Raw genomic sequence first — 24260 nt, forward strand, 5'->3', positions numbered from 1 at the left:
TATCGGAGGTTCCAGGTATGTTTCGCGCTCCGTTAAACAACTATCGGTTGGTCTAACATGGGTCGCCGTGCTATTTCGATAACCCTTGCAGTGGTCTGCCTGGCTGTGCTCCTAGGCGCTACAGGGCTGTTTGCTATAAGCCGAGAAACGTCCTACATGCAGAAATGCGCTTCCGAAGGTTTTGCCATTGATGGTTTCTATCGGGACGACAAGACGAGTCTGGAAACCCTGGCCTTTCTTGAAGAGGATAACCATCGGTGGCAACTGGTCGACAAAGACGGCAGCTGCGTTGACGGGCAGTTTAAGCGTACGGATGACCCCAACATCCTGATATTAAAGAAGGAAAACGGCGAAGAATTCGGCACGGTTCACGTTGCGTATATATCGCGCCGACGCAATCAGGGGCAGATTTACCTAATTAGAAATACTGAGGTGACCCGATTTTATCTTGTGAGCACCGATACGGCGTTTTCGGTGGAGTCTGGCGATGTCGATGCGGACGTCTGATTCACGGCAATAAAACAGCGAGCGGGGCGCGGACGTGAACTACGTCCCGCTTTTTGCATGTGCCTGCGTCGCGTCTGAGCCTCGCCGCGACTTGCGCCTGTGCGCGGGAGCCATCCCATGCTCCGCATTACTTCACATCAAACTCCACGCGATCGAGTTCGGGCACGTTGAGGTCGATGAGCTTGCGGGCGACGTGGCGGTCGTGCGTTCCGAGCGCCTCGCTCGTTGTCACATGGGCGACAGTTTGGCGCTCGACGATGCCCTCCTCGTCGCCTTCGGTGGCCGAGGTCTCGACGGCGACGGTGTAATCCTTAAAGCCCGGCAGCACCGCGGCAAGCTCGCGCGTGGTTTCGGTGACACCGTAGCCGTCCTGCACGCCGGCCTGCGCCGAGCCAATGGAGCCTGCGGTCATAACGATGCAGGGGATGGCAAAGATGGCCGTTCCCACGATGATGCGGCGGCGCACTTTGCGTGACAGCTCGTCGACCTCGGCGTCTTCCTCAGCGGTCACAATACCGTCGCCGTTCAGGTCGCGCTTGAGCGGCACGCGCAAAAGAAGCAGCACGGCTTCGGCAGCCAGTGCGATAAAGACCACGTTGATGCCAAACTCATAAAGCGCCGAGAGAAACAGTGACCCGCTTGCGATGGCGATGCCGTAGCCCGCCGCGCACAGGGGCGGCATGAGCGCGGTCGCCACGGCCACGCCGGCGATGAGCGTGGCGGGTTCCTGGCCGCGCGAGTTGCCCAGCCCGCCTGCAAAGCCGCCTGCGAGTGCGACGGTAAGGTCCCAGACGGTGGGTGTCGAGTTGTCGATGATGGCGGCCGTGGTGGTGCCAAGGGGCGAGAGCTTAAAGTACAGCGTGGACGTGACCAGGCAAAAGGCCATCTGCAGCGCAAGGCTGGCGACGGCTTCGACGGTAATCTCGCGGTCGAGCGTGGCAATACCGTATGCCATGGCAAGGACCGAGCCCATGAGCGGGCAGATGAGCATGGCGCCCACGATGGCGATGTCCGAATCGATATCGAGGCCGATGCTTGCGATCAGCATGGCGATGATGAGGATGCATAGGTGGGAGCCAGTCAGACGCGCCCCGTTTACAAAACGCTTGCGGATCACGTGATAGGGCGCGCGTCCCTCGCGAATGTTGAACGCGCGCTTTAAAAAGCGACCAGCCTGTTCGGCAGCCTCACTATGGGCAGGGCGGATGCCATGGCGCCGGTGATGGCGTTCACGCAGTCGCTTGAGCTGTTGTCTATCGAGTTCCATGTTTACCTCGTTTGGCTTCTGAGCCGCTTGTTGCGTCTGTCGTCTTTACTCTACACCGCGCTGAGCGAGGTGTCAGAAAAGGTTTGTTGACCTGGAAGTCAGGCCAATCGGCATGACTAAAAACGCTGTGAGGATCATAAGAGTCAAATAGACAAAAAAGCGCGGGGCCGGATGGTCTCCGACCCCGCGCTCTGCACGGGTACGTTGTTGTTGGGTTTAGCCCAGCAGGCTTAAGCCCACGGAGACAAACGCCAGGATAACGCCGACGATGGACTCGCCGCCGAGCAGGCCGCTGGCAACGACCAGACCCTGTTCCTGGAAGGCGGCATCCTTGGCAGCCCTCTCCTCGTCCGAAAGACCGGCCTCGGCGTCGCGGTGAGCGGCCCACTTGTCGTAGGCGAGCTTGACGCAGGAGCCCAGGAATGCCGTGAGTGACATGTAGAACGGCAGGTACACGCCCAGGCCGATCATCATGGCTGGAATGCCGAGCCAGTACATGACGATGCCGGCGATAAAGCCGCCCGCAAACCACGGCACGCTCGGGATGCCCGAGACCATGGTGGCGACGACGCTTGCCTGCGCGGCAACAAAGCTCTTGTCGGGACCAAAGGCGTCCGGACCATAGGCAGTGACGAGCGCGACCATGACGGCGGCAGCGACCAGGGCGCCCACGATGCCGCCGATGGCCTGGCCGATCCACTGCGCACGCGGGTTGGTGCCCAGCACGGCGCCGGCCTTAAAGTCGTTCATGACGTCGCCCGCAAGGCCGCACGCCACGGCTACGATGCCGGCGATAAAGAACAGCTTGACCTGAGCGATCTGTGCGAAGGCAGCCACGATGAGCATGACGATGAGGCCAAAGATCTCCATGGGGTCGATACCCGTCTGGCCGCAGCTCTGCGCGCTCATGATGGTGGTGACAAAGGTGAACAGCGTGACGATGACGGCCGGGACGGGACCAAGGTCGAGCGCGATGGCAACGATCACGGCGATGGCTGCGGTGCCCAGGCCGATGATGCCGGCATCGAGCTTAAGGGAGCCCGAGATGAGCGACTGCTCGTTGGTGTCGGTGGAGCTGTCGGCGGCGAGGCCGCGGACGATGCCGGTGACCTGCGGCAGGATGTCCTTAAGGACGACGGCGACGCCAAAGCCCATCATAAGGCCCATGCCGAGGGACTTGACGATGCCCTGCGCGGTCACAACATCGAACAGACCGGCAGCGGTGCCGCCGACGATGATGCCAAAGTTGCCCAGCAGCGCGCCGGCAAACCAGAACGCGACGGGGGCGAAGCCCACCAAAAAGCCGATGGACAGCAACATGGGCGAGTTATAGATGGCAAAGGTCACGCCGGGGATATTGAGCGTGCACAGCATGCTGGGCACCACGCCCAGAGCGTCGCGAAGCACGCTGTAGATGCCTGCGATGGCCATGGAGCCAAAGAGCTGCTTGCCGGTCTTGCCGCCGGCCTCGGTGGCGCGCAGGGTCTGAGCTGCGGCGTTGCCGGTGGGGAACTCCAGCGCGGCGTCCACGATAAAGTGACGGTGGATGAGCGCTGTCGCCAGAAGGCCCAAGATGGTGCCGGCGAGCGCCACGATAAACATGTCGAGCCAGCTGATTTGGTCGGCATAGCCCAGCATCCAGGCGCCCGGGATGGTAAACGCCAGGCCGCCGGCGACCATGGCGCCCGCGGACATGATGGTGTGGGTGACGTTGGCCTCGTTGAGGCTGGCGTTGCCCATGAGCTTCAGGAAGAACAGCGAAATGACGGCAGCGAAAATGATCGGCCAGGGGAGTGCGCCCATCTTGAGGGCCGTGTAGGCCGAGCTTGCCGTGATGATCACGCAGCCAAGGACGCCGATGACGACGCCGCGCAGTGTGAGTTGACCGCGCATCGAGGTGCGGTTCGAGGGATTGCTCATATAGAACTCCTTTGCGTATATCCGCTTCCCCCGGGAGCGCCGCTACGGATACGGCGCGGGAAGTCGGGTTACCAAGGGCCGCCGCGTGAGCTCGCAAACGACCGCGCACCAGTATAGCCGCACGGCAGCTCATTTGGGACGGGGCTTTTTTAGCTGCCCCTGTTTGCCGGATGATTATTCTGGGACGGGGATTTAAAAATCATTAGGTACGCAATGATTTTTAAATCCCCGTCCCAGAATAATCATCGGGATATACTGCTGGACAGACGAAAGGAGCGCCGACGATGCTTAATGGCTGCGCATATATATTGACGGTCGACGTGGGCAACACGTTCATTCGCTTTGGCCTGTTTGCCGAGGATTCAGCCGCGGCGCAGGAATGCCCGCTTGCGACGTGCGAGATCACCACGCCGTCGAGCATCACAGCAGACGAGGCGCGCATGCGTCTCGTGCGGGTCATGGCCGCACTGGCGGCCGACGCAGGCATGCCGGGTGCGCTTGTGCCCGCGGCTGCTGTGCTGAGCTGCGTGGTCCCGGCGCTCGAGCGCCCGTGGAAGGCGGCTCTTTCCCGTACCTGCACGGGGCGCGTGCTCACGGTGGGGCCGGGCCTCAAGACCGGCATGCCCGTGCACTACGATGACCCGGCCGAGATCGGCCCCGACCGCATCGCCGATGCCGTGGCGGCTCGCGCCGTCTACGGCTCGCCGTGCATCGTGATCGACCTGGGCACGACGACCAATATCGAGGTCATCGACGCGCGCGGCACCTTTGTCGGCGGCGTTATCGCGCCGGGTCTGGCGCTCGGCGCCCGTTCGCTTTCGGCGGCAGCAGCGCGCCTACCCCAGGTTGAGCCCTCGGCGCCGACACACGTCATCGGCCGCAACACGCGTGAGGCCATGCGCTCGGGCGTGGTTTTGGGCGAGGTGGCCCGCATCGACGGCATGCTCGACATGGTGCTCGCCGAGATGCGCGCGACCAAGGTCGCGGGGGAGGGCGATGTGCCCATCGTCATTACCGGCGATGATGCCGAGGCGCTCGCGGCGTTGGTCGGCCATAGCCTGACGGTAGACGACGCGCTGACGCTGCGGGGTCTCGCCGAGCTCTACCACATCAACCAAAAGCCCCGCCGCGTGTAAAAGTGAGGGCGCCGGTGGGACAAACGCCTCCACCTTTCACCTGCTACAATGGGTCAAACTATTGCGATTACGGAGGTGTCTGCCATGTCGGACGATCTTCATCAAACTTCGTCAGGCAAGCGCCTGGACGTCATTAGCTGGGACGAGTTCTTTATGAGCGTGGCCATCGCCGCGCAGCGCCGCAGCAAGGACCCCAACACGCAGGTGGGTGCGTGCATCGCCAGCACCAACCACCGCATCCTTTCGGTGGGCTACAACGGTACGCCCTCGGCGCTCAACGACGACTTTTTCCCGTGGGGTACGAGCGACGACCCGCTGCAGGATAAGCACAACTACGTGGTGCATGCCGAGGCCAACGCCGTGCTCAACTACCGCGGCTCGCTCAAGGACCTTGAGGGTTCCACGGTCTACGTCACGCTGTTTCCGTGCCACGACTGCGCCAAGATCCTGGCGCAGGTGGGCGTGGGCGAGGTCGTCTACCTGGACAATAAGTATGCCGACACCGATGACGGCCGTATCAGCCGCCGCATTCTCGATTCCTGCGGCATCAGCTACCGCCAGGTCATCGTCGATGTCCAGATCGGTACCGGGGGACAGGCTCAGCAGTAATATGCGTTGTCGCTATCTGACGACGAACGCAGCCAAAAGAGCCCCGTCTCAAATTGACTACTCGTGAAAGTCGCGTCTGCGCGCATGGACGGCTCGTGAGCGGGTACATGGCTGTAGTAACATAGCTTCTGTCCGCGGGCGTGCCCGCGTTATTGTGAGAAAGGAGCCCCTGTGGCTGTTAACGAAGAGCTGCTTAAGAAGGTTCTTGAAGAGATTCGCCCCAACCTGCAGGCCGACGGCGGCGATATGGAGTATGTGGGCGTCGACGACGAGGGTGTCGTCAAGCTGGAACTGCAGGGCGCCTGCGCCGGCTGCCCCATGAGCTCGCTGACTCTTTCCATGGGTATCGAGCGTATCCTGAAGGAGCATGTGCCCGGCGTTACCCGCGTCGAGCAGGTCAATGCTTCCGGCGAGGCCGAGGACCTGTACGACGAGTACGCGCCGTTCTAAGATGCGAAAGCTGCGGACGGTACGCTCCGCATAGACGTTACGCCCAGATATGCGGCTGCGAGCACAAGGCCCGCGGCCGCATTTGTATGTAGGGAGCAGGGGATCGATATGCTCAACGACCTCTACCACATGCTTGACCCCGTCGCGATCTCGGCGGGCCCCATCACGATCTACTGGTACGGTCTGGCCTATGTGGTCGGTGCCCTGCTCACGGCGGTCGTTATGTACCGCACGCAGCGTCGTTGGGGCTTCGACATTACGATCGATGACCTGACGAGCGTCGTGGTCGGCGCGGTCTTTGGCCTCATCATCGGCGCGCGCCTGTTCTACGTCGTCTTTTACGGCGATGGCTACTATTGGACTCACCCGCTCGAGATCTTTGCCACCAACGAGGGCGGCATGAGCTTCCACGGTGGCCTGGTGGGCGGCATCTTGGGCGGCATCATCGTGTGCCGCATGTACAAGCTTGATGCATGGACCGTCGCCGACCTTGCCGTGATCGGTGCTCCACTGGCGCTGTGCCTGGGCCGTTGCGCCAATTTTGTGAACGGTGAGCTGTGGGGTAAACCGACCGATCTGTCTTGGGGTGTGGTCTTTGGCGGCACCGCGGGCGATATGCCGCGCCATCCCTCCCAGCTCTACGAGGCGTTTCTTGAGGGCGTCGTGCTCTTCTGTATTTTGCAGGTGCTCAGCCGCAAAAAGCCGCTGCCGCCCCAGGGTACGTTTATGGGCGTGTTCGTGATGGGGTACGGTATCGTCCGCTTTCTCGTTGAGTTCGTGCGCGTGCCCGATGCCCAGCTGGGTTATCTGCTGGGAGGCGTTATCACCATGGGCCAGCTGCTGAGTCTGCCGCTTGTGATCGCCGGCCTGGCTCTCATCATCTTCGCCCGACACCGCAATCGCCCCCAGCGCATCTACCTCGACGCCTAACCAAGACCACCACAAAGGGGACAGGCACCTTTGTGGTGGTCTTGCCGAGTTTGATAGGTTTCTAGAAAGGCTTTCGGACTGTGAAGGATCCCGACCTCTCCACAACGGCTGCGCGCGACGCTGCCCGCATCGTCTGGTTTAAGCGCTACCCCGCCAAGCAGACGCTCATCGCATTTTTGCTCGCGCTGTTGGCGACCACGGCGTTTTCCATCGATCCCGCCCCGGTGTCGAGCAACGCAGTCTTGGCGATTGACCCCAAAGCCTCGGGCATGCTGTACGTGTGCTACGAGGTGCTCCTCTCGTTTGCCGGCCATACCGACGCGGTCATGCTGCTTGCGCTTGCCTGCCTGCTCACGCTGCCGTTTCGCTACGTGTTCTTTGGCCGCGGCGACGCTTGGCGTCCCTCGGTGATCCTTCCGTCGCTGTTCTTTGCCGCCTGCATGGTGTTTGGCCGCAGCTACGACCTCACCGATTCGGCCGAGATCGTGCTCGGCGACAAGGCCCGCATCATCTGCGCCTGGATAGGCGGTGCGGGCTGGATGCTCTTGGCGGTCGTTGCCTTCTACCTTGCCTTTGAGTGTCTAGATTGGCTGAGCTCTCGGCGCATTCCGTTTTCCGAAGCGCACTTTGGCCGCGTATGGCGTGTGGCTCACGCCGTGCTCTCGGTCCATCCCTTTGCCGGGCCCTTCCTGGTTCTTATGATCGCCTGGGCGCCCACGCTCATCGCTTCGCTGCCCGGCCTTTTTATGGGAGATACGGGCGCGCAGATTCGCCAGTGGTTCAACTACCCCAACGGAACGAGTGACTACCTGCGCCTGCTCAATCCCAATGTGTTGCTCAACGGACATCACCCCGTGGTGCACACGGCTATCATCGGTTCGTGCGTCCAGCTGGGGCTTTCACTGTTCAACAGCGCCAACGCGGGTCTTGCCATCTACACCTGCGCTCAGTTCGTTATTACGGCCGCCTGTATGGCCTATTCCATCTCGTCGCTGCGCAAGCTGGGCGTGAGCCTGCCGGTCCGCGGCGTGATCTTGCTGTTCTTTGTGTTTATGCCCATGTTCTCCAACTACGCGGCGCTGCTTACCAAAGATGTGCTGTTTGCCGACGCGTTTTTGGTGCTGTTGGTGCAGACCGTAAAGCTCGTGGCCTGCGGCCTGCCCCGTCGCGATGCCAATGCCGAGCGTGCGGGCGAACAGAGGCCCGTGCTCTTTGCGCGCCATGATTGGCTGCTGCTCGCTCTGGGCGCCATGGGTTCCACGTTTCTGCGTAACGGCGGCCTGGTGTTTCCCCTGGCGGCATGCGTAATCGCGGCGGCGTTTTGCGCATGGGACGCGCATGTGGCTCATCGTGCAGCCAAGCAGGCTGGTGCTGCGACTTTGGGCGCCACGCCGCGCTTCCGCTGGGTCGGCGTCCTCGCGGTGCTCGCGCTCTGCCTTGCCTCCAACATGTACTTCACCAAGGTCTTTATGCCGGTGCACGACATCACGCCTGGTTCCAAGCGCGAAATCCTCTCGATTCCGTTTCAGCAGACGGCTCGTTTCGTCCAAAAGCACGACGGCCTCAACTCGGGTGTTAACCCCACGGTTAAGGAGGACGGCACCATCGTGGAGGCTCCTTGCGACGGCTTGGTGACCGACGAAGAGCGTGCCGTGATCGACCGTGTGCTCAAGTACGAGAACCTGGGCCGCCGTTACAACCCGGATAAGTCGGACGCCGTCAAAAATTGCTTTAACGAGTACGCCTCGCAGGAGGACATCAAGGCTTATTTTGAGGTGTGGGCCCAGATGTTCAAAAAGGATCCCGAGTGCTATATCTCGGCGCTCATCAATAACTACTACGGCTACTTTTATCCGAGTGCCCGCGATGCGTGGGTCTACAGCACGGCGCGCAGTGCCGAGATCATGGCGAAGCCCGATAACCTCAAGTACTTCGACTTCCATCCGGTCGATAGCAAGGTTGTGCGCTGGTGCGACCACCTGATCAACCTGTATCGCGTGGCAGTGCAACGTATCCCGTTTATCTCGCTCACCATGAGCTCGGCCACCTATGTGTGGATCATGATCGCCGTGGTGGTCTATCTGCTACGTCGTCATTCGTGGCGCGGGCTGGCCATTTGGGTGCCGCTGCTGGGCGTGCTCGCCGTGTGCCTGATCGGTCCCTGCAACGGCTCGACCTACATGCGCTACCTGTATCCGGTCATCGCCTGCATGCCCTTTGCCATTGGCGCCACCATCACCCGCAGCGACCTCCTCTGGTCCTAATTTGGTGCATTGGGGTCAGGTTGCTTTGCGCTAAGGGGCCGCATCATCACGACGCCTTCATTTTGGGGTTTATCTCGCAGGCCAGTAGGTATATCATAACGACGTTTGTTTATATTGCCCGAGCATCTGCGCTGGGCTTTAGGTCGAAACCGATAGGAGACACGTATGTCCGGACACTCTAAGTGGGCCACAACCAAGCATCGTAAGGGCGCGCAGGACGCCAAGCGTTCCGCCCTCTTCTCCAAGCTGAGCCGCAACATCACCGTTGCTGCCCGTCTCGGCGGCGACCCGCTGCCCGAGAACAACGCCAGCCTCGCCGCTGCCGTTGCTAAGGCCAAGGCTCAGTCCATGCCCAAGGACAAGATCAAGTCCGCTATCGACAAGGCCTTCGGTTCGGGTGCCGATGCCGCCGTCTACGAGAACATCGTGTACGAGGGCTACGGTCCCGCCGGTGTCGCCGTCTACGTTGACTGCCTGACCGACAACCGCAACCGCACCGCCGCTGATGTCCGTTCCGCCTTCTCCCACGCTGGTGGCAACCTGGGCACCTCGGGCTCCGTCGCCTTCCAGTTTGAGCGCAAGGGCCAGATCGTCGTCGCTAAGGAGATCCTGGACGAGAACGCCAAGAAGGAGACCATGATCGCCAACGGTCCTGCCGGTGACGAGGATGAGTTCATGATGGCCATCGCCGAGGCCGGTGGCGAGGACTACGAGGACGCCGGCGAGGAGTGGATCGTCTGGACCGCTGCTAACGACGTCATGGCTGTCTCCAAGGCGCTCGAGGAGCAGGGCGTCCAGGTCAAGGGCTCCGAGACCACCATGGTCCCGACCACCCCGACCGAGGTCTCCGGTACCGACGCCAAGAAGGTCCAGCGCCTCATCGACCGTCTTGAGGAGCTCGACGACGTCCAGGACGTCTACAGCACCATGGACATGACCGACGAGGTCATCGCTGCCCTCGAGGAGGAGTAGCGCCCACACGGGTTAAGCCGTGCATATCTGGGCATAATGAAGCGAGCATGCAAGCCTCGTGGAATAGATGAGCCGGATCCGCGTGCGTATGGCACCGGACCCGGCTCTTTTATAATGATGCGAACCGTTTTGCATTCTGTGGACCGAAACCTGAAGGGAGCGCGCGTGCGCGTACTCAAACGAGCCCTAGCGATCGTGTATCTTGCCGCCGCCATCGTGGCGCTGGGTACGCTTGTCTGCCAGTTCTGGGGACCGTATACGTATCGCTTTATGCTGCTGTTGCGTGACACCATGCCTCGCGTCGTCGTTACGGTGTGCGCCGCTATCGTGGCGCTTGGCGTGCTCATCGGTTTTTTCCGCCTGATGTTCGCGCGTCGCGAGCCGTCCTGCGTGCATCCGGCGGGGGAGCGCAATATCGAGGTCACGCTCGCAGCGCTTTCCTCGTGCGCCCGTGCCGCGGCAGAGTGCGATGATCGCGTGATGGTTGAGCATATCGAGGCACGCGTTCAAGGCTCCGACGAGTCGCGCGTTCGTTTTAAGGTCGAGGCCATCGCGCTCGATGACAAGGACGTTGCCGCTCTTGCCACCTCGATGCAGCAGCGCATCGAGAAGGCCTGCGACACCATGCTCGGCACGCCGGGCACGACCGCGCGCGTCCGTTTTTTGCCGTCCAAGACTACCGTCCAGACCGTGGAGGTTTCCGGTGAGTGATACCAACCAAGACAAGACCGCCCGCACGCCGCGCCTGACGATCGACCAGAACGCTACGCCGGCAGGCGAGTCCGCCGACACCAAGCCCGAGGCCGGCGAGCAGCACGACAGCGCCGCCAACGACTTTGACGAGGCCATGGGTCTCATCAAAGGTACGGGCGCTGCTATCTGGAGCTACGCCGTGCGCCACCCCAACACTACGCTCGGCGCCTTGGCAGGCTTTATCCTCGCCGTGCTGGTACTTACGTTGGGCCTGTGGGACACGCTCGTCATCGCATTCTTTGTGCTGATCGGCGCCGTGATCGGCCAGATTCGCGACGGCGAGAACGGTATCGTCAACTTCTTCGGCCGCCTGTTTAGCGGCCGCTAATACGTATTCGACTGTCGCATCCGCGGCAGGCATAAGGAGGAACCATGGCTTTTAACACGAAGGTCGATGTAGCCGATACCGAGCTCGAGGCGAATGAGGCCGTCGCCGCCGAGGCGGAGGACGTAACGCTCGAGGACGAGGCACTCGTCGAGGCCGAGTCCGATGCGGACGAGGATAACGAGGAGATGGATGAGGAGGCGGACGAGTCCGAGGACTCGCTGACCTATTCCAACGGCGTGATCGAGAAAATCGTCGCCATGGCCACCCGCGAGGTGCCGCACGTCCTGGGCATGAAGGGCAACCTCATGCACTTTGTGCAGGAGCAGTTTGGTGCCGAGAACCTGACCAAGGGCGTGACGGTTGAGGTCACCGATGACAACCGCGTGGTCGTCAACATCTCGGTCATCATCGAGTACGGCGCCTATGCGCCTGCGATCTTTGACGACGTTAAGGCGCGCGTCACCGAGCGTCTGGCCGCGATGACCGGCCTTGAGGTGGCAGGCGTCAACCTGCGCATCGAGGATGTCATCACCCCCGAGGAGTACGAGCACCGCACCAGCCAGCACGAGTAACCTACCAAATAGGGACAGGTTTGTTTCGATAGGTTTTACCTGCGAAAACGCTAAACGGTCGACCGCGCAAGCAAAAGTGCGGTCGACCGTTTTCTATATGCCCCCGATGCGGGCATACCGCTCGTCTAACTAAGGGTTGCAATCTTCGCGTTCCGCGTTACCCTAATGGGCGCATTGTTTCCAAATTGTTAACGAAGGGTTGCCGTAATGGCCGACGAACACGAGACCGAAAGCAAGGCATGGGCGATTGAAGCCGCTGCGGCAGAGGCGGCGTCGCGTGCCGCCGAGGAGATGCATCGTCCTCCGGTGGTGCCGATGGAGCGCGTTGTCGGTCGCGAGGATATCGAACGTGGCGAGCGCGCCGGCCGCAAGCGCAGCCAGGAACCAGGCTTTCCGCGCTTTTTTGCCGAGCTCAATTTGGGCCTGGTCCTCACGGCCTTTGCCATCGTGGCCTTTAAAACCCCCAATCACTTTGCCTTCGGCGGCACCTCGGGCGTGTCGGTCATTCTTTCCACGCTGTTCCCGACCCTGCCCGTCGGCGTCTTTATGTGGATTATCAACGCGGTCCTGGTCATCCTGGGTTTTATCTTTTTGGAGCGCAAGGCAATCCTTTGGAGTGTCTTTGCCTCGTTTGCGCTTTCGGCCTACGTCTCGCTGTTTGAGCTCTTCATTCCGTCGGATGTTTCGATGACGGGCGATATGTGGCTCGACCTGTGTTTTGCCGTCATCTTGCCGGCGCTGGGCAGTGCCATTGTCTTTGACATTGGCGCCTCCACGGGTGGTACCGACATTCTTGCCATGATCCTCAAGCGCCGCACGACGCTCGAGATCGGCCGTGCACTGTTGCTGGTCGATATCGGCATCGTGACCATCGCGGCTTTCCTGTATGGCCCGCGCGTCGGCCTGTACTGCGTGCTCGGTCTGTTTGCCAAGACGCTTGTGGTCGACAAGGCTATCGAGAGCATTCACCTTCGTAAGGTCTGCACCATCATTTGCTCCGAGCCCCTTAAGGTCGAGGAGTTTATCGTCAAGCATCTCAACCGCACGGCAACGATCAGCCGTGGCTACGGCGCCTTCTCGGGCAAGTGCGTCACGGTGATTATGAGCGTGCTGAGCCGTCGCGAGGCAGTGCAACTGCGCCGCTATACCCGCGAGATTGACCCTGGCGCCTTCATCACCATCGTCGATAGCTCCGAAATCGTCGGCAAGGGCTTCCGCGGCACGAACTAGCCCGGTCGTACCCTTCGAATCATTGAATAAACCGGCTACGTTGCAAATCGGTCATCTTGCGGTATTTGTCCCCACATTGGGCGATAATGATGCCAAAGACATCGTTTGCGATCCAGGTGATTCGCTCTAGATACGAAGGGATGATTTCGATGTTCTGTTCGCAGTGTGGCGCCCCCATGGGCGATAACGACAAGTTCTGCGGCGTGTGCGGTGCCCCTAATACCGAGGTTAAGGCCGCCGGTCCCGCTCCGCAAGCTCAACCTCAGCCGCAGGGTCAGCCGTTTGCCCAGCCGCAGCCGCAGCCGTTCGTTGCGCCCCAGCCGGCTATGAACGCGCCCAAGGGTTGCATGGCTCAGGCCTTCAACGACATGCTCAAGGTTCCCGGCGCCTTGGTTCGCGTATGCCAAATCGCCTTTTTGCCGGCGCTGATCTGCGTCGTGTCGGTGCTTGTGCTGTTTATCCCCGTTATCGGTGGCATTGCGGCGGCCATTGGCTTTTTGCTTGCGTACGTGGCAAGCGTGTGCGGTGCCGGCTTTGCTATCGAGTGGGGTCGTGACCTGTCGCTCAAGGATGATAACGGCATGGAGCGTCCGCTGTTGCGCTCGACCTCGTTTGGATTGGGCATTTTCTCGTCTGTCATTACGAACGTGCTCCGGCTCATAGCCATTATTCCGGTGATCGGTGTGGTGTTCTCGGTGCTTGAGAGCGCTGTGATCGGTGCCGTTGGCTCGTACTATTACTACGGTTCGAGCGGCCTCGAGGGTGCACTCATCGGGTCGATGGGTCTGCTTGTCTTTGCCATGATCGTGTCGGTGGTACTGGGCATCTTCTTTAAGATGTTTGGCGATGCCGCTGTGATGCACTTTGCAGTCGCCGGCCGCGTGGAGAGCGCGTTTTCGCTCGAGAAGGTTTGGAAGTCCTATAAGGCCAACCTGGGCAAGTTGTTCTGCGCATCGATTCTCCCCGAGTTTTTGACGGGCATTGTTTCCAATATCATCACTTGGATTTTCACCGCCATCTTTGGTTTTGTTGCCGCGCTGGGCATTAGCAGCTATGGCTACTACGGCTACTATTCTCGTCCTTCGGGTCTCGAGGCAATCATCACGGGCGGCGGCATCACGCTCATTCTGTTCTTGATGATTGTTGCCTTTGTCACGGTGTTCCTGACTGTGTTTGGCAAGATGCTCAAGTATCGCGCCGTTGGCTATTGGGCGGCACGCCATGCCAGCGAGTGGTCCGACGAGGATACCGACGACGTCCTGACGTTTGTGCTCCCGGGTGAGAAGAAGCCTGCTCCTGCGGGATTCAATCCCACGGCCGCCACTGGTGCTGCACCTGCTCCGGCACCTGCCCCTGCACCTGCCCCTGCACCCGCGCCTGCACCCGCTCCGGCACCTGCCCCTGCACCCGCACCGACGCCCGAGGCGACGCCTGCGGAGCCCGATTGGGATGCCGTTGCCACGCCGGCGGATGAGCCGGGCGATAATCCTGCTGCCGAAAACAATCAAACCGAATAGTCGGTCGAGGCGCCCTGGGCAACTGAGCCCGGGGCGCCTTTTTCTACTGCGAAAGCAAGAAAATGCCTGGGAAAACGGTTGCAGCAATATTTCTCGGAAATTGATCAATGTTGCGCAACAACGTCGCGGCTATTGTTGAGAACATAGTCGTGTAAGGTTTGAAGGCGTGCAACGCCTTAGGAAAAGGAGAGGCTTATGTTCTGTCCCACTTGTGGTTCTCCCATTTCGGATGATGCCAAATTCTGCCCTGTCTGCGGTTCTGCCGTCGGTGCCGCTTCCGCTGCTCCTGCTCCGCAGCCCGCGCCCCAGCCTGCACCTCAGCCCCAGCCTGCACCTCAGCCCCAGCCTGCTCCGCAGCCCACGCAGATTCAGCCCACTCCGGTTCAGGCAGTTCAGCCTCAACCTCAGCCGCAGTACGCCGGCCAGCAGCAGTACGCCGGGCAGCAGCAGTATGCTCAGCAGCCTGCACCTGCCCCGATGGGCTATACTCCGATTAAAACCGACCGTGGCGTGATCGGCTGGCTCCTGCTTTCCATCGTGACCTGCGGCATCTATTCATATTACTTCCTCTATTGCCTCGCCCGCGACATCAATGTCATGTGCCAGGACGACGGCGATTCCACGCCGGGTCTGGCAGCATTTATCCTGCTGTCGTTCGTGACCTGCGGCTTCTACGCACTCTACTGGTACTACAAGATCGGTAACCGCCTGCAGGCTAATGCTCCTCGCTATGGCCTGATGTTCCAGGAGAACGGTACCACCGTTCTTATGTGGCAGATCGTCGGCGCGCTGCTGTGCGGCCTTGGCCCCATCTTTGCCATGAACATCATCATCAAGAATACCAATGCCATGGCAACGGCTTACAACGTCCGTCTTGGCGCTCGTGCCTAACGATAAGAGCGGCGTGAACAGCTCCCAGGGACATAAGGGCGCGGCGGAACTCATTCGCCGCGCCCTTTCTTGCATCGGTGTGCTCTTTGTCGCCTGGCTCGCACTCTACCTGCTCGATATTGGCTGTGTGTTTCGCCTGATGACGGGCATCCCTTGTCCGGGATGTGGCATGACGAGGGCCTGGCTGGCAGCACTGCGCCTCGATTTTGCGGCGGCCTTCGCTTATCATCCACTGTTTTGGGTGGTGCCGATTGCGTTTGTGCTCGCGTTCGTGCGCGAGGAGGTGACGTCGAGCAAGCTAAAGCGCGGCATCGACATTGCGGTTATTGTTCTGTGCGTGCTGGTCGTTGCCGTATGGATCGTGCGCCTTATCAACCCGGCAGACGCGGGCCTGCTCTTTGGTGGTCACGCTCCCGCCGGAGTTCCCACCGATATCATCCACTTCGAAACCCCACGCTGGCTCACCATTCTTCACTCTTACCTGTCGTGACGGAGGACGCGCTAGAAAAGCGGTCGACACATAAGCGGGGGCGAACGTTGAGATAACGTTCGCCCCCGCTTTGCTATAGCCAGGTTGTTATGGGTGGGCGTGATGGCTACTCGCCATGCTTCTCCTCGTGGCGAGCGGCAGTCCGCGCATCGTGGATGCCCTTGATTGCGGCATGGCGGGCGGTGCGGGCGTCGTGCATGGCGTCGCGGGCCTCGGCGGCCGTTGCCTTGGCAGAGCGCAGCTTGGCTGCCAGGTCGGGATTGGTCTCGGCAACCGCGGCGATCGCGGGGCCGTCGAGCTCTTCTTGCGTGGGCTCGGCCAAAAAGTCGATGGCATACTGAGCGGCTACCATGGAGCCCTTGGCGAGCACGCTCACGTCGATCTTATAGAAGCAGGAGTGCTGGGCATAGGTGGCGCCAATCTGGGGGTTGCGCGTGCCAACAAAGGCGAGCACGCCCGGTACGCGGCGCAGATACTCCGAGAAGTCCTCGCCCGAAAGCGTGCCGCGGTAATGGCCCTCGCCCGCGGGACCCAGGCACTTGAGCACAGCTTGGCGGCAGCGCTCGCTCGAGGCGGCATCGTTTTCGACCTTGTAGTTGGCGATGGTGTAGTCGGTGAGCTCGGCCTCGGCGCCCAGAGCAGCCGCGGTGTGCTCCACGATGCGGCGCATAAGCTCGGGCATCTCCTCATGCGTCTTGTCGCCATAGGTGCGCACCGTGCCGGCGAGGTACGCCGTGCCGGCGATAACGTTGCGCGCGGTGCCGCCATGCAGCTCGCCGACGGTGATGACGGCAGGTTCGTAGGGGCTAATCTCGCGCGAGACGATGGTCTGCAGGGCGTTGACGATTTCGGCGGCAACCATAACGGCGTCGTGGCCGCGCTGGGGCATGGCTCCATGGCACGAGGTGCCGCGGACGTCGATGCGGAACCAGTCGGTATTGGCCATGCGCGGGCCGGGCTCGCAGCTTACGGTGCCGGCATCGACCTCGCTCCAGATGTGCGCGGCGTAGGCGCCGTCGACGCCGTCGAGTACGCCCGTGCCGATCATGAGCTTGGCGCCCTGGCCGTTTTCCTCGCTGGGCTGGAATACGATGCGAATCTCGCCGTGGATGTCATCGGTCATGTGGCGCAGGATTTGCAGCGTGCCGAGCATCATGGCGATATGGCAGTCGTGACCGCAGGCGTGCATGCAGCCCTCGTTGACGCTGGCGAACTCCTCGCCGGTCTGCTCGGTGACAGGCAGGGCGTCGATATCGGCGCGCAGCAGGATACGGCGGCGCGGCGTGCCGTCCTCGCGGTAGGCATCGGGCGCGGTACCGCGAAGCGTTGCCACCAAGCCGGTCTTGAGCGGACGCTCGTAGGGGATATTCATGGCGTCGAGCTGGTTGGCGATGTCGGAAGTCGTGCGCTCCTCGGCAAGGCTCAGCTCCGGGTGCTTATGGAAGTGCCGGCGCTGCTTGATGATGTAGGGTTCAAACTCGGCGGCGATATCCTGGATGGCCGCGGTGACGTCGTCTGCCGCGCGAACCTCGGTTGCCGCCATAATCTGCTGTGCCTTGGTCTTCGTCATGGTCGATTTGCTCCTTGCTGGGTTGATCGCAAAATCGTACAGGCTCTCTCCAGTATGCCACCTGCCGCTAGGGCTGGTAAAGTTGCCGTTTGCCGCTTGGCGTTTTGTTGCAAGGGCGGGGGAGTACACTCGGGAGTGTTGAATTTCCTGCCAGAGATGGGGACGCCCATGCAACATATCGATCGGATTATCTGCTCCAAGAACGTTTTTACCGCGCAAGACGGCATCGATACCGCCCGCGAGTTGGCGATCGCCATCGCGGGAGATCGCATCGTCGCAGTCGGCGCGCCCGATGACGTGATTGCCGCCGCACCTGCCGCCACGCCGGTGGTCGACTACGGCGAGCAATTCATCTGCCCCGGTTTCCATGACGCCCACCTGCACTTCTTCCATACCTCGGTCGGTTCCTCGCCGTACATGCTCATGGATATGGGCACGTCCGAGGCGGCGCTGGTACAACACGCGCTCGAGTTTTCCCAGGACCTGCCTGACGACGCTTGGGTTGTAACGCAGGGCTGGCGCGACTACCGTTGGGATCCGCCCGAGCATCCTACCAAGGCCTCCCTCGACGCCGCCTTCCCCGATCGCCCCTGTGTTATGTATTCGGGCGACGGGCATACCCTGTGGCTCAACAGCCGCGCACTCGAAGCCCTCGGCGTGACGCGTGACAGCGAGTCGCCGGCGGGCGGCAGCTACGACAAGAATGCAAATGGCGAACTCACGGGTATCGCTCACGAGGCTGCGGCCATGCAGCTGCTGCCGCGCTGTCTTGAGTGGCTGGGCGAGGATCGCATCGCGAGCGCTTACGCCGACCAGATGAAGCGTATGGCCGAGCAGGGCATCACCTCAATCTGCGATATGTCGCTCATGCCCATGCCGGGCTGCGACTTTATTCGCGACGATGTTTACGACAAGCTGCGGGCCGCCGGCAAGCTGGGCATCCGTGCCCATCTGTTTCCCACGCTGCTGGATGACCAATCACGCTTGGAAAAACTCCAGACCCGCTACGCGAACAACGCGCTGCTCTCGGCGCCAGGCTTTAAACAGTTCTTCGACGGCGTGTCGAGCGAGCATACCGCATACCTCACTGAGCCCTATACCAACCCGCGCTTCCCGGGCGACCAGGGTCGCCTGACGGTTCCTGTCGAGCGCATGCGCAAGTTGGTTCTGGCGGCAGCCGAGCGTGGCCACACCGTGCGCATCCACGTTATCGGCGACGGTGCCATCCATGCTGCGCTCGATATCTTTGAGGAGGCGGCAGAGCTCTACGGCCTGCCCCCGCACGGCCATAATACGCTTGAGCATTTGGAGAATCTGCTGCCCGAGGACATCGATCGTCTGCGCAAGCTCAACGTCATTGCCTCGAGCCAGCCTTGCCACATCACGCTCGACCCGGGTGGCCCGGAGCGCGACCTGGGCCTGGAACGCAGCCGCATCATGTGGCCGTTTGCGACCTATCAGCAGCGCGGCATCCGCCAAGCATTCGGTACCGATAGCCCCATCACAGCCGTTACCAGCATGAACGTGCTCTACACGGCTATCACGCGCCAAGACCCCCGCAGCCACTGGCCCGAGGGCGGCTGGCTCCCCAGCGAGCGCGTCGACGCGGCTACAGCTCTGCGCAACTACACCCTGGGCAGCGCTTACGCAGCAGGTGACGAGCAAAACCTCGGCAGCCTAGAGCCCGGCAAATACGCCGACCTGGTAGTCCTGGACCAAAACCCGCTCACCATCGACCCCCAAGAGCTGCAGGCCACCAAGGTTCAGGCCACCTACCTGGCAGGCAACTTGATTTACGAGCGCTAATAATCATGCCGTACCGTTAAACGCGGCTCGGGCAGCCTATTTTGGGATGGCGCTCGAGCCGCGTTTGTATATCGGTGGGGACCCGCTATGAGCGTCCCTGCTCTGCTTGATTTGAGCGTGGGGTGGGGGCGCTGCTGCCCCGCGCATTTAATTTGGACATCAGCAATGCCGTCTCTTGGTGTTTTGCATACTTTCCATTGCAGATTGCATAAAAAGGCTGGGATGTTCTTTCTGGTCCTGATGTACCCCCGCCCGGGCCGTGCAAAAAACGGAGTATTCAGCAACGCAAGCCCCGCCGGCGCCGCTGCAGTCGGGTAGCATCGCGGAGCTCGATGACATTTTGTGGTCCGGTACGGCGCGAAGTACGCCTATTTGCCCCAACGGGGTCTGCCCACCGACCAAAATCGCCCGCTGAAGGCGTCCTTGGGACCAATAAGGAATGTCCAGTGCGTATGCAGCCGTCCTGGTCTGCTGAATACTCCCAAAAATGCACGGTGCTCCCCGGGGGACCCGTGCGCGCGGCGAAAACCATGCCCATGTCGCTATCCGCATCGCCATTTTGCTGCACTGACTTTTCTGAATACCGGGCCCGATAACGTTGACTCAGCTCCCGTGTGGCGCCGGAGGGGCGGGGCATAAGGTTTATCGCGAGTTCCGCACGAGCCGAAGGCCACTTAATGTGGCCTTCGTGCGAGCAGGACTGCCCGAGCAGGAAACCTTATGCCCCGCCCCTCCGGCGCCACACGGGAGCCGCGCACAAGTTATCCCCCGGCATTCAGAAAATCTAAGTGCCAAAAAATAAGATTTTTTGACTCTGTGTTGTATAACCCGCCATTCGTGGGTACCATTCAACGCGTACGCAAACGAAGTAGGGAAACCCGCACGGCTCAACCGCGCGGCCCAAAAAGGAGGAAACAAGCATGTCGTCTTTGAAGCCGCTTGCAGATCGCGTCCTGGTCAAGCCCGACGAGGCCGAGCAGAAGACCGCTTCTGGTCTGTACATCGCTAGCAACGCTCAGGAGAAGCCGCAGCGCGGCACCATCGTTGCCGTTGGCGCCGGTAAGGTCAACGACAAGGGCGAGCGCATTCCCATGGACGTTCAGGTCGGCGACGTTGTCATCTACGGTAAGTTCGGTGGCAACGAGGTCAAGGTCGACGGCGAGAAGTATCTGCTGATGCGCGCCGACGACATCTACGCTGTCGTCGAGGCCTAGTCTCGTCAGAATCTCTGATTCGTCTTTGAGCGCGCCCGCCGCATAGGACTCGGAAGCGGCGACGCGAGTCACATTTCTTTTGGAGGATTACCCACTATGGCAAAGAACATTACGTTCAACACCGATGCCCGCGCTAAGCTCGCCAAGGGTGTCAACACTCTGGCCGACGCCGTTACCGTCACCATGGGCCCCAAGGGCCGCTATGTCGCTCTGCAGCGCACGTTCGGTGCTCCGACCATCACCAACGACGGCGTTTCCGTCGCCAAGGAGATCGAGCTCGAGGACAACATCGAGAACATGGGTGCCCAGCTGGTGAAGGAGGTCGCCACCAAGACCAACGACACCGTGGGTGACGGCACCACCACCGCAACCCTGCTCGCTCAGGCCATCGTCAACGACGGTCTGCGCAACGTCGCCGCTGGCGCCAACCCGCTGGCCATCCGTCGCGGCATCGACAAGGCCGTCAACGCCGCCGTCGCTGAGATGAAGAAGCAGGCCAAGCCGGTCGAGACCAAGGAGCAGATCGCTTCCGTCGGTACCATCTCCGCCGGTGACCCCGAGGTCGGCGAGAAGATCGCCGAGGCCATGGAGGTCGTGGGCAAGGACGGCGTCATCACCGTCGAGGATTCCCAGACGTTCGATATCACCATCGACACCGTCGAGGGCATGCAGTTCGACAAGGGCTATGTCTCCGCTTACTTCGTCACGGACAACGACCGCATGGAGGCCGTGATGAAGGATCCGTACATCCTCATCACCGACCAGAAGATCTCCAGCGTTCAGGACATCATGCCTGTTCTCGAGGCTGTCCAGCGCGCCGGCCGTGGCCTGCTCATCATCGCTGAGGACATCGACGGCGAGGCTCTGCCGACCCTGGTCCTCAACAAGATCCGTGGCGCTCTCAACGTCTGCGCCGTCAAGGCCCCGGGCTATGGCGATCGCCGCAAGCGCATCCTCGAGGACATCGCCGTCCTCACCGGTGGCCAGGCCGCTCTGGACGAGCTGGGCGTGAAGGTCGCTGACATCACCGCCGATATGCTCGGTACTGCTAAGTCCGTCACCATCTCCAAGGACAACACCGTCGTCGTCGGCGGCGCTGGCTCCAAGGAGGCCATCGACGCCCGCATCGCTCAGATCAAGGGCGAGATGGAGAACACCACCTCTGACTTCGACCGCGAGAAGCTCCAGGAGCGCCTGGCCAAGCTCTCCGGTGGCGTTGCCGTCATCAAGGTCGGCGCTGCTACCGAGTCCGAGCTCAAGGAGATTAAGCACCGCGTCGAGGATGCCCTGCAGGCTACCCGCGCTGCTGTCGAGGAGGGCATCGTCGCCGGCGGCGGCGTCGCCTTCATGGACGCCGCTCCTGCGCTCGACGCTGTTGAGATCGACGACCCCGAGGAGAAGATTGGCGTCGATATCGTCAAGAAGGCTCTGACCGCTCCGGTCGCTACCATCGCCAAGAACGCTGGCTTTGAGGGCGCTGTCGTGGTCGACAAGGTTGCCGAGCTGCCCGCCGGCCAGGGTCTCAACTCTGCCAACGGCGAGTGGGGCGACATGATCGAGATGGGCGTCCTCGACCCCGTCAAGGTCAGCCGCGTCACCCTGCAGAACGCTGCTTCTGTCGCCAGCCTGATCCTCATCACCGAGGCCACCGTCTCCGATGTGCCCAAGAACACTCAGCTTGAGGACGCTATCGCTGCTGCCACCGCTGGTCAGCAGGGCGGCGGTATGTACTAAGGCCGACAAGGTCTAGAACTCCCACCGGGAATCCGGGGGCGTGACGGGGTTTCTCTCCGGAACGTCCTCGGACATGCAAAGAGGCTCCTATTTGGCAAGGTGTTTTTTAGAATCCATTTTGCGCTCGGCCTCGAAGGCTTGCCTGTCCCAATCGAGCGGAAGTCCGGCCTCGACCCATGCCTCGTAGGCCCTCCTTATGGGCTTGAGCTCCACCTTTGGCCCCTCTCCAGCATCGAGATGTACTTCTCGCTGGTTCCCAATATGGACGCCGCCCTCACCTGGCTGACCCTCGCCGCACGCCTGGCCGCCACGAGCCCCGAGGCGTCCTCGGGCCTCCTGACCTCGTGCGGGCGCATCAGCGCCCGGTACGCCTCCCTGGCCACGTAGCGCTTGAGGCACCTCATGACCTCCCTGTCGCTCTTCCCCCGCGCCCTGGCCCTCTCGGCGTACTCGGCGGTCTCGGGGTCGCGCATGACCCTCTGCCTCGCGATCTCGTGCAGAGCGCTGTTCGCCTGCCGGTCGCCGCCCCTGTTGAGCCTGTGCCTCACGGTCTTGCCGCTCGAGGCGGGGATTGGGCAGGCCCCGCATATCGCCGCGAACGACGCCTCGGAGCGCAGCCTGCCCGGGTTGTCCCCGGCCGCGACCGCGAGCTTGGCCGCGCTCACGGGCCCGCACCCGTACATCGCCAGCAGCGCGGGGCAGTTCTCCTCCAGGGACGCCTCGATCGCGCGCTCCATGTCGAGCGCCGCGTCGCGCGCCGCCGCCCACAGGTCCGCCAGCGCGCCGAGCGCGGCGCCCAGCGCGCCCTCGGCGCGCACGGAGGGGAGCTCCTCCATCAGCCTCGGCCCTCCCATGCCGCGGAACCTCGACCTGAGCCCTTCCGGCGCGGTGGTGAGCAGCGACCTCGCGGTGTTGATCGCCGAGGTCCGCGCCTTCACCGCCCCGGAGCGCGCCGCGAGCATGCAGCGCACCCCGTCGACCCACCCGTCCTGGCTCTTGGGGGTCCCGAGCCTTGAGCCGGACATCGCCGCGCGGGCGGCCCTCTCCGCGTCCGCCTCGTCGCACTTTCCCTGCCCCGGGCGCCTCCTTGCATCCTCGCCGGGGAGAGCGCCTCGCGCACGGGCATCCCAAGCGACGCGAGGTGCCTGGTGAGGCCCGCCCCGTAGGACGACGTCCCCTCCATCGCGACGCAGGCCGGCTCCCCGGCCGCGGCGATCGCCCCGGCGAGCGCCTCGTAGCCCGCCGCGTCGGCGGGGAACTGGCGGGACAGGACCTTGCGGCCCCTCCAGTCCAGGACGCACAGCCAGTGCGAGTCGGCGTGGGTGTCGACCCCGCAGAAGACCGGCCCGCGGGCGCCGGGTGTCGATTCGTTTTGCATGTCTCGCTCCGTTCTTTCCGTGCTCGCCTGGACCGGGCAGACGGCACACTGACGGGGCGCGATAGAATGCGGTTGTTCGGGTCCGCGGTATCGCTCCATGCTCCTATTAGGTCATGCGGCGGTCTCGGCTCGCCGCGGCCCGCGCGGGACATGTCAGGAAACGAGGGCAGCCCTGTGGGCGCCAGCGGAATGTGGGGTCACCGCGCGGTCCGCATCTGATGGTGTCGACGTCAATGGTATACGGGTGCACCATCGACGTCTTCAATACAGAAGATATCAGTGCGGAATGTTCCGGAGAGAAACCCCGTCACGCCCCCGGATTCCCTGCGTTTACGGCCTTGAGGTCGGCGTGGGCGGAGATCGTGGCTGATGGGGATACGTGTCCCGGTCGCTGTTTCGCGGCTTTGCCGCGAAAGGCGCGTTACTTTGGGATGGGTGGGGAACGTGGTTGTTGCGGCAACTGATCTCCGCCACAAATTACCCTTGGCATACTTGCGCGAAAACCTGCTCGTGCTACACTTGCAATTGCTGTTTCAGGGCGGGGTGGAATTCCCCACTGGCGGTAAATCGGGCGGTGCCAAAGGGGTACCGTGGCGCAGGTGAGATGCCTGCGACCGAGCCGATGAGTCCGCGACCCGTGTGTGCGTTGGTTCGCATGCCGGCTGAACTGGTGAGATCCCAGTACCAACGGTTAGAGTCCGGATGAAAGAGGCAGGTGATCT

General features: G+C 61.9%; 22 protein-coding genes and 1 riboswitch. Of the genes, 17 read left to right on the top strand and 5 right to left on the bottom strand.

The annotated features are described in order from the left end of the window. Window positions 1-156 precede the first annotated feature (156 nt). On the top strand, window positions 157-507 hold the full coding sequence (locus tag LK493_RS07145) for a hypothetical protein (RefSeq protein WP_227790579.1): 351 nt from the start codon (window positions 157-159) through the stop codon (window positions 505-507). A 127-nt stretch (window positions 508-634) separates the two neighbouring features. Here LK493_RS07145 and LK493_RS07150 read toward each other — a convergent pair whose 3' ends face one another. Together LK493_RS07150 and LK493_RS07155 are read right to left on the bottom strand one after the other, a co-directional pair. After that, a complete protein-coding gene (locus tag LK493_RS07150; protein WP_227790580.1) occupies window positions 635-1774 on the bottom strand; it encodes a DUF389 domain-containing protein in 1140 nt (379 codons plus the stop codon). Between the two features lie 216 nt (window positions 1775-1990). Then, on the bottom strand, window positions 1991-3694 hold the full coding sequence (locus LK493_RS07155) for an OPT/YSL family transporter (RefSeq protein WP_227790581.1): 1704 nt from the start codon (window positions 3692-3694) through the stop codon (window positions 1991-1993). Window positions 3695-3978: 284 nt separating this feature from the next. On the opposite strand from LK493_RS07155, the gene LK493_RS07160 reads away from it, so the two are divergent. The 13 genes from LK493_RS07160 (at window position 3979) to LK493_RS07220 (ending at window position 15836) form a co-directional block, all read left to right on the top strand. Next, entirely contained in the window at window positions 3979-4830 is an 852-nt protein-coding gene (locus tag LK493_RS07160) for a type III pantothenate kinase (protein WP_227790582.1), read from the top strand. 84 nt (window positions 4831-4914) lie between these two features. After that, entirely contained in the window at window positions 4915-5439 is a 525-nt protein-coding gene (locus LK493_RS07165) for a deoxycytidylate deaminase (RefSeq protein ID WP_227790583.1), read from the top strand. Between the two features lie 171 nt (window positions 5440-5610). Further along, complete coding sequence (locus tag LK493_RS07170) at window positions 5611-5889, top strand: NifU family protein (protein WP_035137589.1); 279 nt, start codon at window positions 5611-5613, stop codon at window positions 5887-5889. Between the two features lie 108 nt (window positions 5890-5997). Further along, window positions 5998-6819, top strand: a complete 822-nt coding sequence (gene lgt, locus LK493_RS07175; protein WP_227790584.1) for a prolipoprotein diacylglyceryl transferase — start codon at window positions 5998-6000, stop codon at window positions 6817-6819. Window positions 6820-6899: 80 nt separating this feature from the next. Further along, a complete protein-coding gene (locus tag LK493_RS07180) occupies window positions 6900-9083 on the top strand; it encodes a DUF6020 family protein (RefSeq protein ID WP_227790585.1) in 2184 nt (727 codons plus the stop codon). Window positions 9084-9248: 165 nt separating this feature from the next. After that, window positions 9249-10055, top strand: a complete 807-nt coding sequence (locus tag LK493_RS07185) for a YebC/PmpR family DNA-binding transcriptional regulator (protein WP_035137586.1) — start codon at window positions 9249-9251, stop codon at window positions 10053-10055. A gap of 165 nt (window positions 10056-10220) precedes the next feature. After that, window positions 10221-10766 carry an alkaline shock response membrane anchor protein AmaP gene (locus LK493_RS07190; protein ID WP_227790586.1) on the top strand — a complete coding sequence of 182 codons (546 nt, stop codon included), beginning with the start codon at window positions 10221-10223 and terminating at the stop codon, window positions 10764-10766. Next, on the top strand, window positions 10759-11136 hold the full coding sequence (locus LK493_RS07195) for a DUF2273 domain-containing protein (RefSeq protein WP_227790587.1): 378 nt from the start codon (window positions 10759-10761) through the stop codon (window positions 11134-11136). The genes LK493_RS07190 and LK493_RS07195 overlap by 8 nt, the downstream gene beginning before the upstream one ends. A 44-nt stretch (window positions 11137-11180) precedes the next feature. Beyond that, window positions 11181-11708, top strand: coding sequence for an Asp23/Gls24 family envelope stress response protein (locus tag LK493_RS07200; protein ID WP_035137581.1), 528 nt, complete (start codon window positions 11181-11183; stop codon window positions 11706-11708). 207 nt (window positions 11709-11915) lie between these two features. Further along, window positions 11916-12938, top strand: coding sequence for a YitT family protein (locus LK493_RS07205; protein WP_195245883.1), 1023 nt, complete (start codon window positions 11916-11918; stop codon window positions 12936-12938). A gap of 149 nt (window positions 12939-13087) precedes the next feature. Next, window positions 13088-14455: a zinc-ribbon domain-containing protein gene (locus LK493_RS07210; RefSeq protein WP_227790588.1), complete on the top strand. Its 1368-nt coding sequence runs from the start codon at window positions 13088-13090 to the stop codon at window positions 14453-14455. A 195-nt stretch (window positions 14456-14650) separates the two neighbouring features. After that, entirely contained in the window at window positions 14651-15346 is a 696-nt protein-coding gene (locus LK493_RS07215) for a DUF4234 domain-containing protein (protein WP_227790589.1), read from the top strand. Between the two features lie 13 nt (window positions 15347-15359). Beyond that, the gene (locus tag LK493_RS07220) at window positions 15360-15836 is read left to right on the top strand and encodes a DUF2752 domain-containing protein (RefSeq protein ID WP_227790590.1); all 477 of its coding nucleotides are present in this window, start codon (window positions 15360-15362) and stop codon (window positions 15834-15836) included. A gap of 106 nt (window positions 15837-15942) precedes the next feature. Here the strand turns inward: LK493_RS07220 and LK493_RS07225 are convergent, their stop codons facing one another. Beyond that, window positions 15943-17406: a M20 family metallopeptidase gene (locus tag LK493_RS07225; protein ID WP_227790591.1), complete on the bottom strand. Its 1464-nt coding sequence runs from the start codon at window positions 17404-17406 to the stop codon at window positions 15943-15945. 168 nt (window positions 17407-17574) lie between these two features. Between LK493_RS07225 and LK493_RS07230 the strand changes: the two genes are divergently transcribed. The 3 genes from LK493_RS07230 (at window position 17575) to groL (ending at window position 22160) form a co-directional block, all read left to right on the top strand. Further along, on the top strand, window positions 17575-19212 hold the full coding sequence (locus tag LK493_RS07230) for an amidohydrolase (RefSeq protein ID WP_227790592.1): 1638 nt from the start codon (window positions 17575-17577) through the stop codon (window positions 19210-19212). A 920-nt stretch (window positions 19213-20132) separates the two neighbouring features. Then, window positions 20133-20426, top strand: coding sequence for a co-chaperone GroES (groES, locus tag LK493_RS07235; protein ID WP_040358989.1), 294 nt, complete (start codon window positions 20133-20135; stop codon window positions 20424-20426). A 96-nt stretch (window positions 20427-20522) separates the two neighbouring features. After that, on the top strand, window positions 20523-22160 hold the full coding sequence (gene groL / locus LK493_RS07240; RefSeq protein WP_006234938.1) for a chaperonin GroEL: 1638 nt from the start codon (window positions 20523-20525) through the stop codon (window positions 22158-22160). A gap of 194 nt (window positions 22161-22354) precedes the next feature. Here the strand turns inward: groL and LK493_RS07245 are convergent, their stop codons facing one another. Then, a complete protein-coding gene (locus tag LK493_RS07245; RefSeq protein WP_227790593.1) occupies window positions 22355-23122 on the bottom strand; it encodes a transposase in 768 nt (255 codons plus the stop codon). Continuing rightward, window positions 23095-23637: an IS110 family transposase gene (locus tag LK493_RS10380; protein ID WP_408583400.1), complete on the bottom strand. Its 543-nt coding sequence runs from the start codon at window positions 23635-23637 to the stop codon at window positions 23095-23097. The genes LK493_RS07245 and LK493_RS10380 overlap by 28 nt, the downstream gene beginning before the upstream one ends. Window positions 23638-24063: 426 nt before the next feature. Next, a riboswitch (FMN riboswitch) is annotated at window positions 24064-24256 on the top strand. Window positions 24257-24260: the final 4 nt, after the last annotated feature.

Origin of the sequence: Collinsella aerofaciens (assembly GCF_020709435.1) — a bacterium.
Classification (GTDB): Bacteria; Actinomycetota; Coriobacteriia; order Coriobacteriales; family Coriobacteriaceae; genus Collinsella; species Collinsella aerofaciens_AU.

Bases quoted from the DNA above. Each gene is read 5' to 3' on its own strand.
- LK493_RS07145 (WP_227790579.1), top strand. From the start codon at position 157: ATGCAGAAATGCGCTTCCGAAGGTTTTGCCATTGATGGTTTCTATCGG.
- LK493_RS07150 (WP_227790580.1), bottom strand. From the start codon at position 1,774: ATGGAACTCGATAGACAACAGCTCAAGCGACTGCGTGAACGCCATCAC.
- LK493_RS07155 (WP_227790581.1), bottom strand. From the start codon at position 3,694: ATGAGCAATCCCTCGAACCGCACCTCGATGCGCGGTCAACTCACACTG.
- LK493_RS07160 (WP_227790582.1), top strand. From the start codon at position 3,979: ATGCTTAATGGCTGCGCATATATATTGACGGTCGACGTGGGCAACACG.
- LK493_RS07165 (WP_227790583.1), top strand. From the start codon at position 4,915: ATGTCGGACGATCTTCATCAAACTTCGTCAGGCAAGCGCCTGGACGTC.
- lgt (WP_227790584.1), top strand. From the start codon at position 5,998: ATGCTCAACGACCTCTACCACATGCTTGACCCCGTCGCGATCTCGGCG.
- LK493_RS07185 (WP_035137586.1), top strand. From the start codon at position 9,249: ATGTCCGGACACTCTAAGTGGGCCACAACCAAGCATCGTAAGGGCGCG.
- LK493_RS07200 (WP_035137581.1), top strand. From the start codon at position 11,181: ATGGCTTTTAACACGAAGGTCGATGTAGCCGATACCGAGCTCGAGGCG.
- LK493_RS07205 (WP_195245883.1), top strand. From the start codon at position 11,916: ATGGCCGACGAACACGAGACCGAAAGCAAGGCATGGGCGATTGAAGCC.
- LK493_RS07210 (WP_227790588.1), top strand. From the start codon at position 13,088: ATGTTCTGTTCGCAGTGTGGCGCCCCCATGGGCGATAACGACAAGTTC.
- LK493_RS07215 (WP_227790589.1), top strand. From the start codon at position 14,651: ATGTTCTGTCCCACTTGTGGTTCTCCCATTTCGGATGATGCCAAATTC.
- LK493_RS07225 (WP_227790591.1), bottom strand. From the start codon at position 17,406: ATGACGAAGACCAAGGCACAGCAGATTATGGCGGCAACCGAGGTTCGC.
- LK493_RS07230 (WP_227790592.1), top strand. From the start codon at position 17,575: ATGCAACATATCGATCGGATTATCTGCTCCAAGAACGTTTTTACCGCG.
- groES (WP_040358989.1), top strand. From the start codon at position 20,133: ATGTCGTCTTTGAAGCCGCTTGCAGATCGCGTCCTGGTCAAGCCCGAC.
- groL (WP_006234938.1), top strand. From the start codon at position 20,523: ATGGCAAAGAACATTACGTTCAACACCGATGCCCGCGCTAAGCTCGCC.
- LK493_RS07245 (WP_227790593.1), bottom strand. From the start codon at position 23,122: ATGCTCGCGGCGCGCTCCGGGGCGGTGAAGGCGCGGACCTCGGCGATC.
- LK493_RS10380 (WP_408583400.1), bottom strand. From the start codon at position 23,637: ATGGAGCGATACCGCGGACCCGAACAACCGCATTCTATCGCGCCCCGT.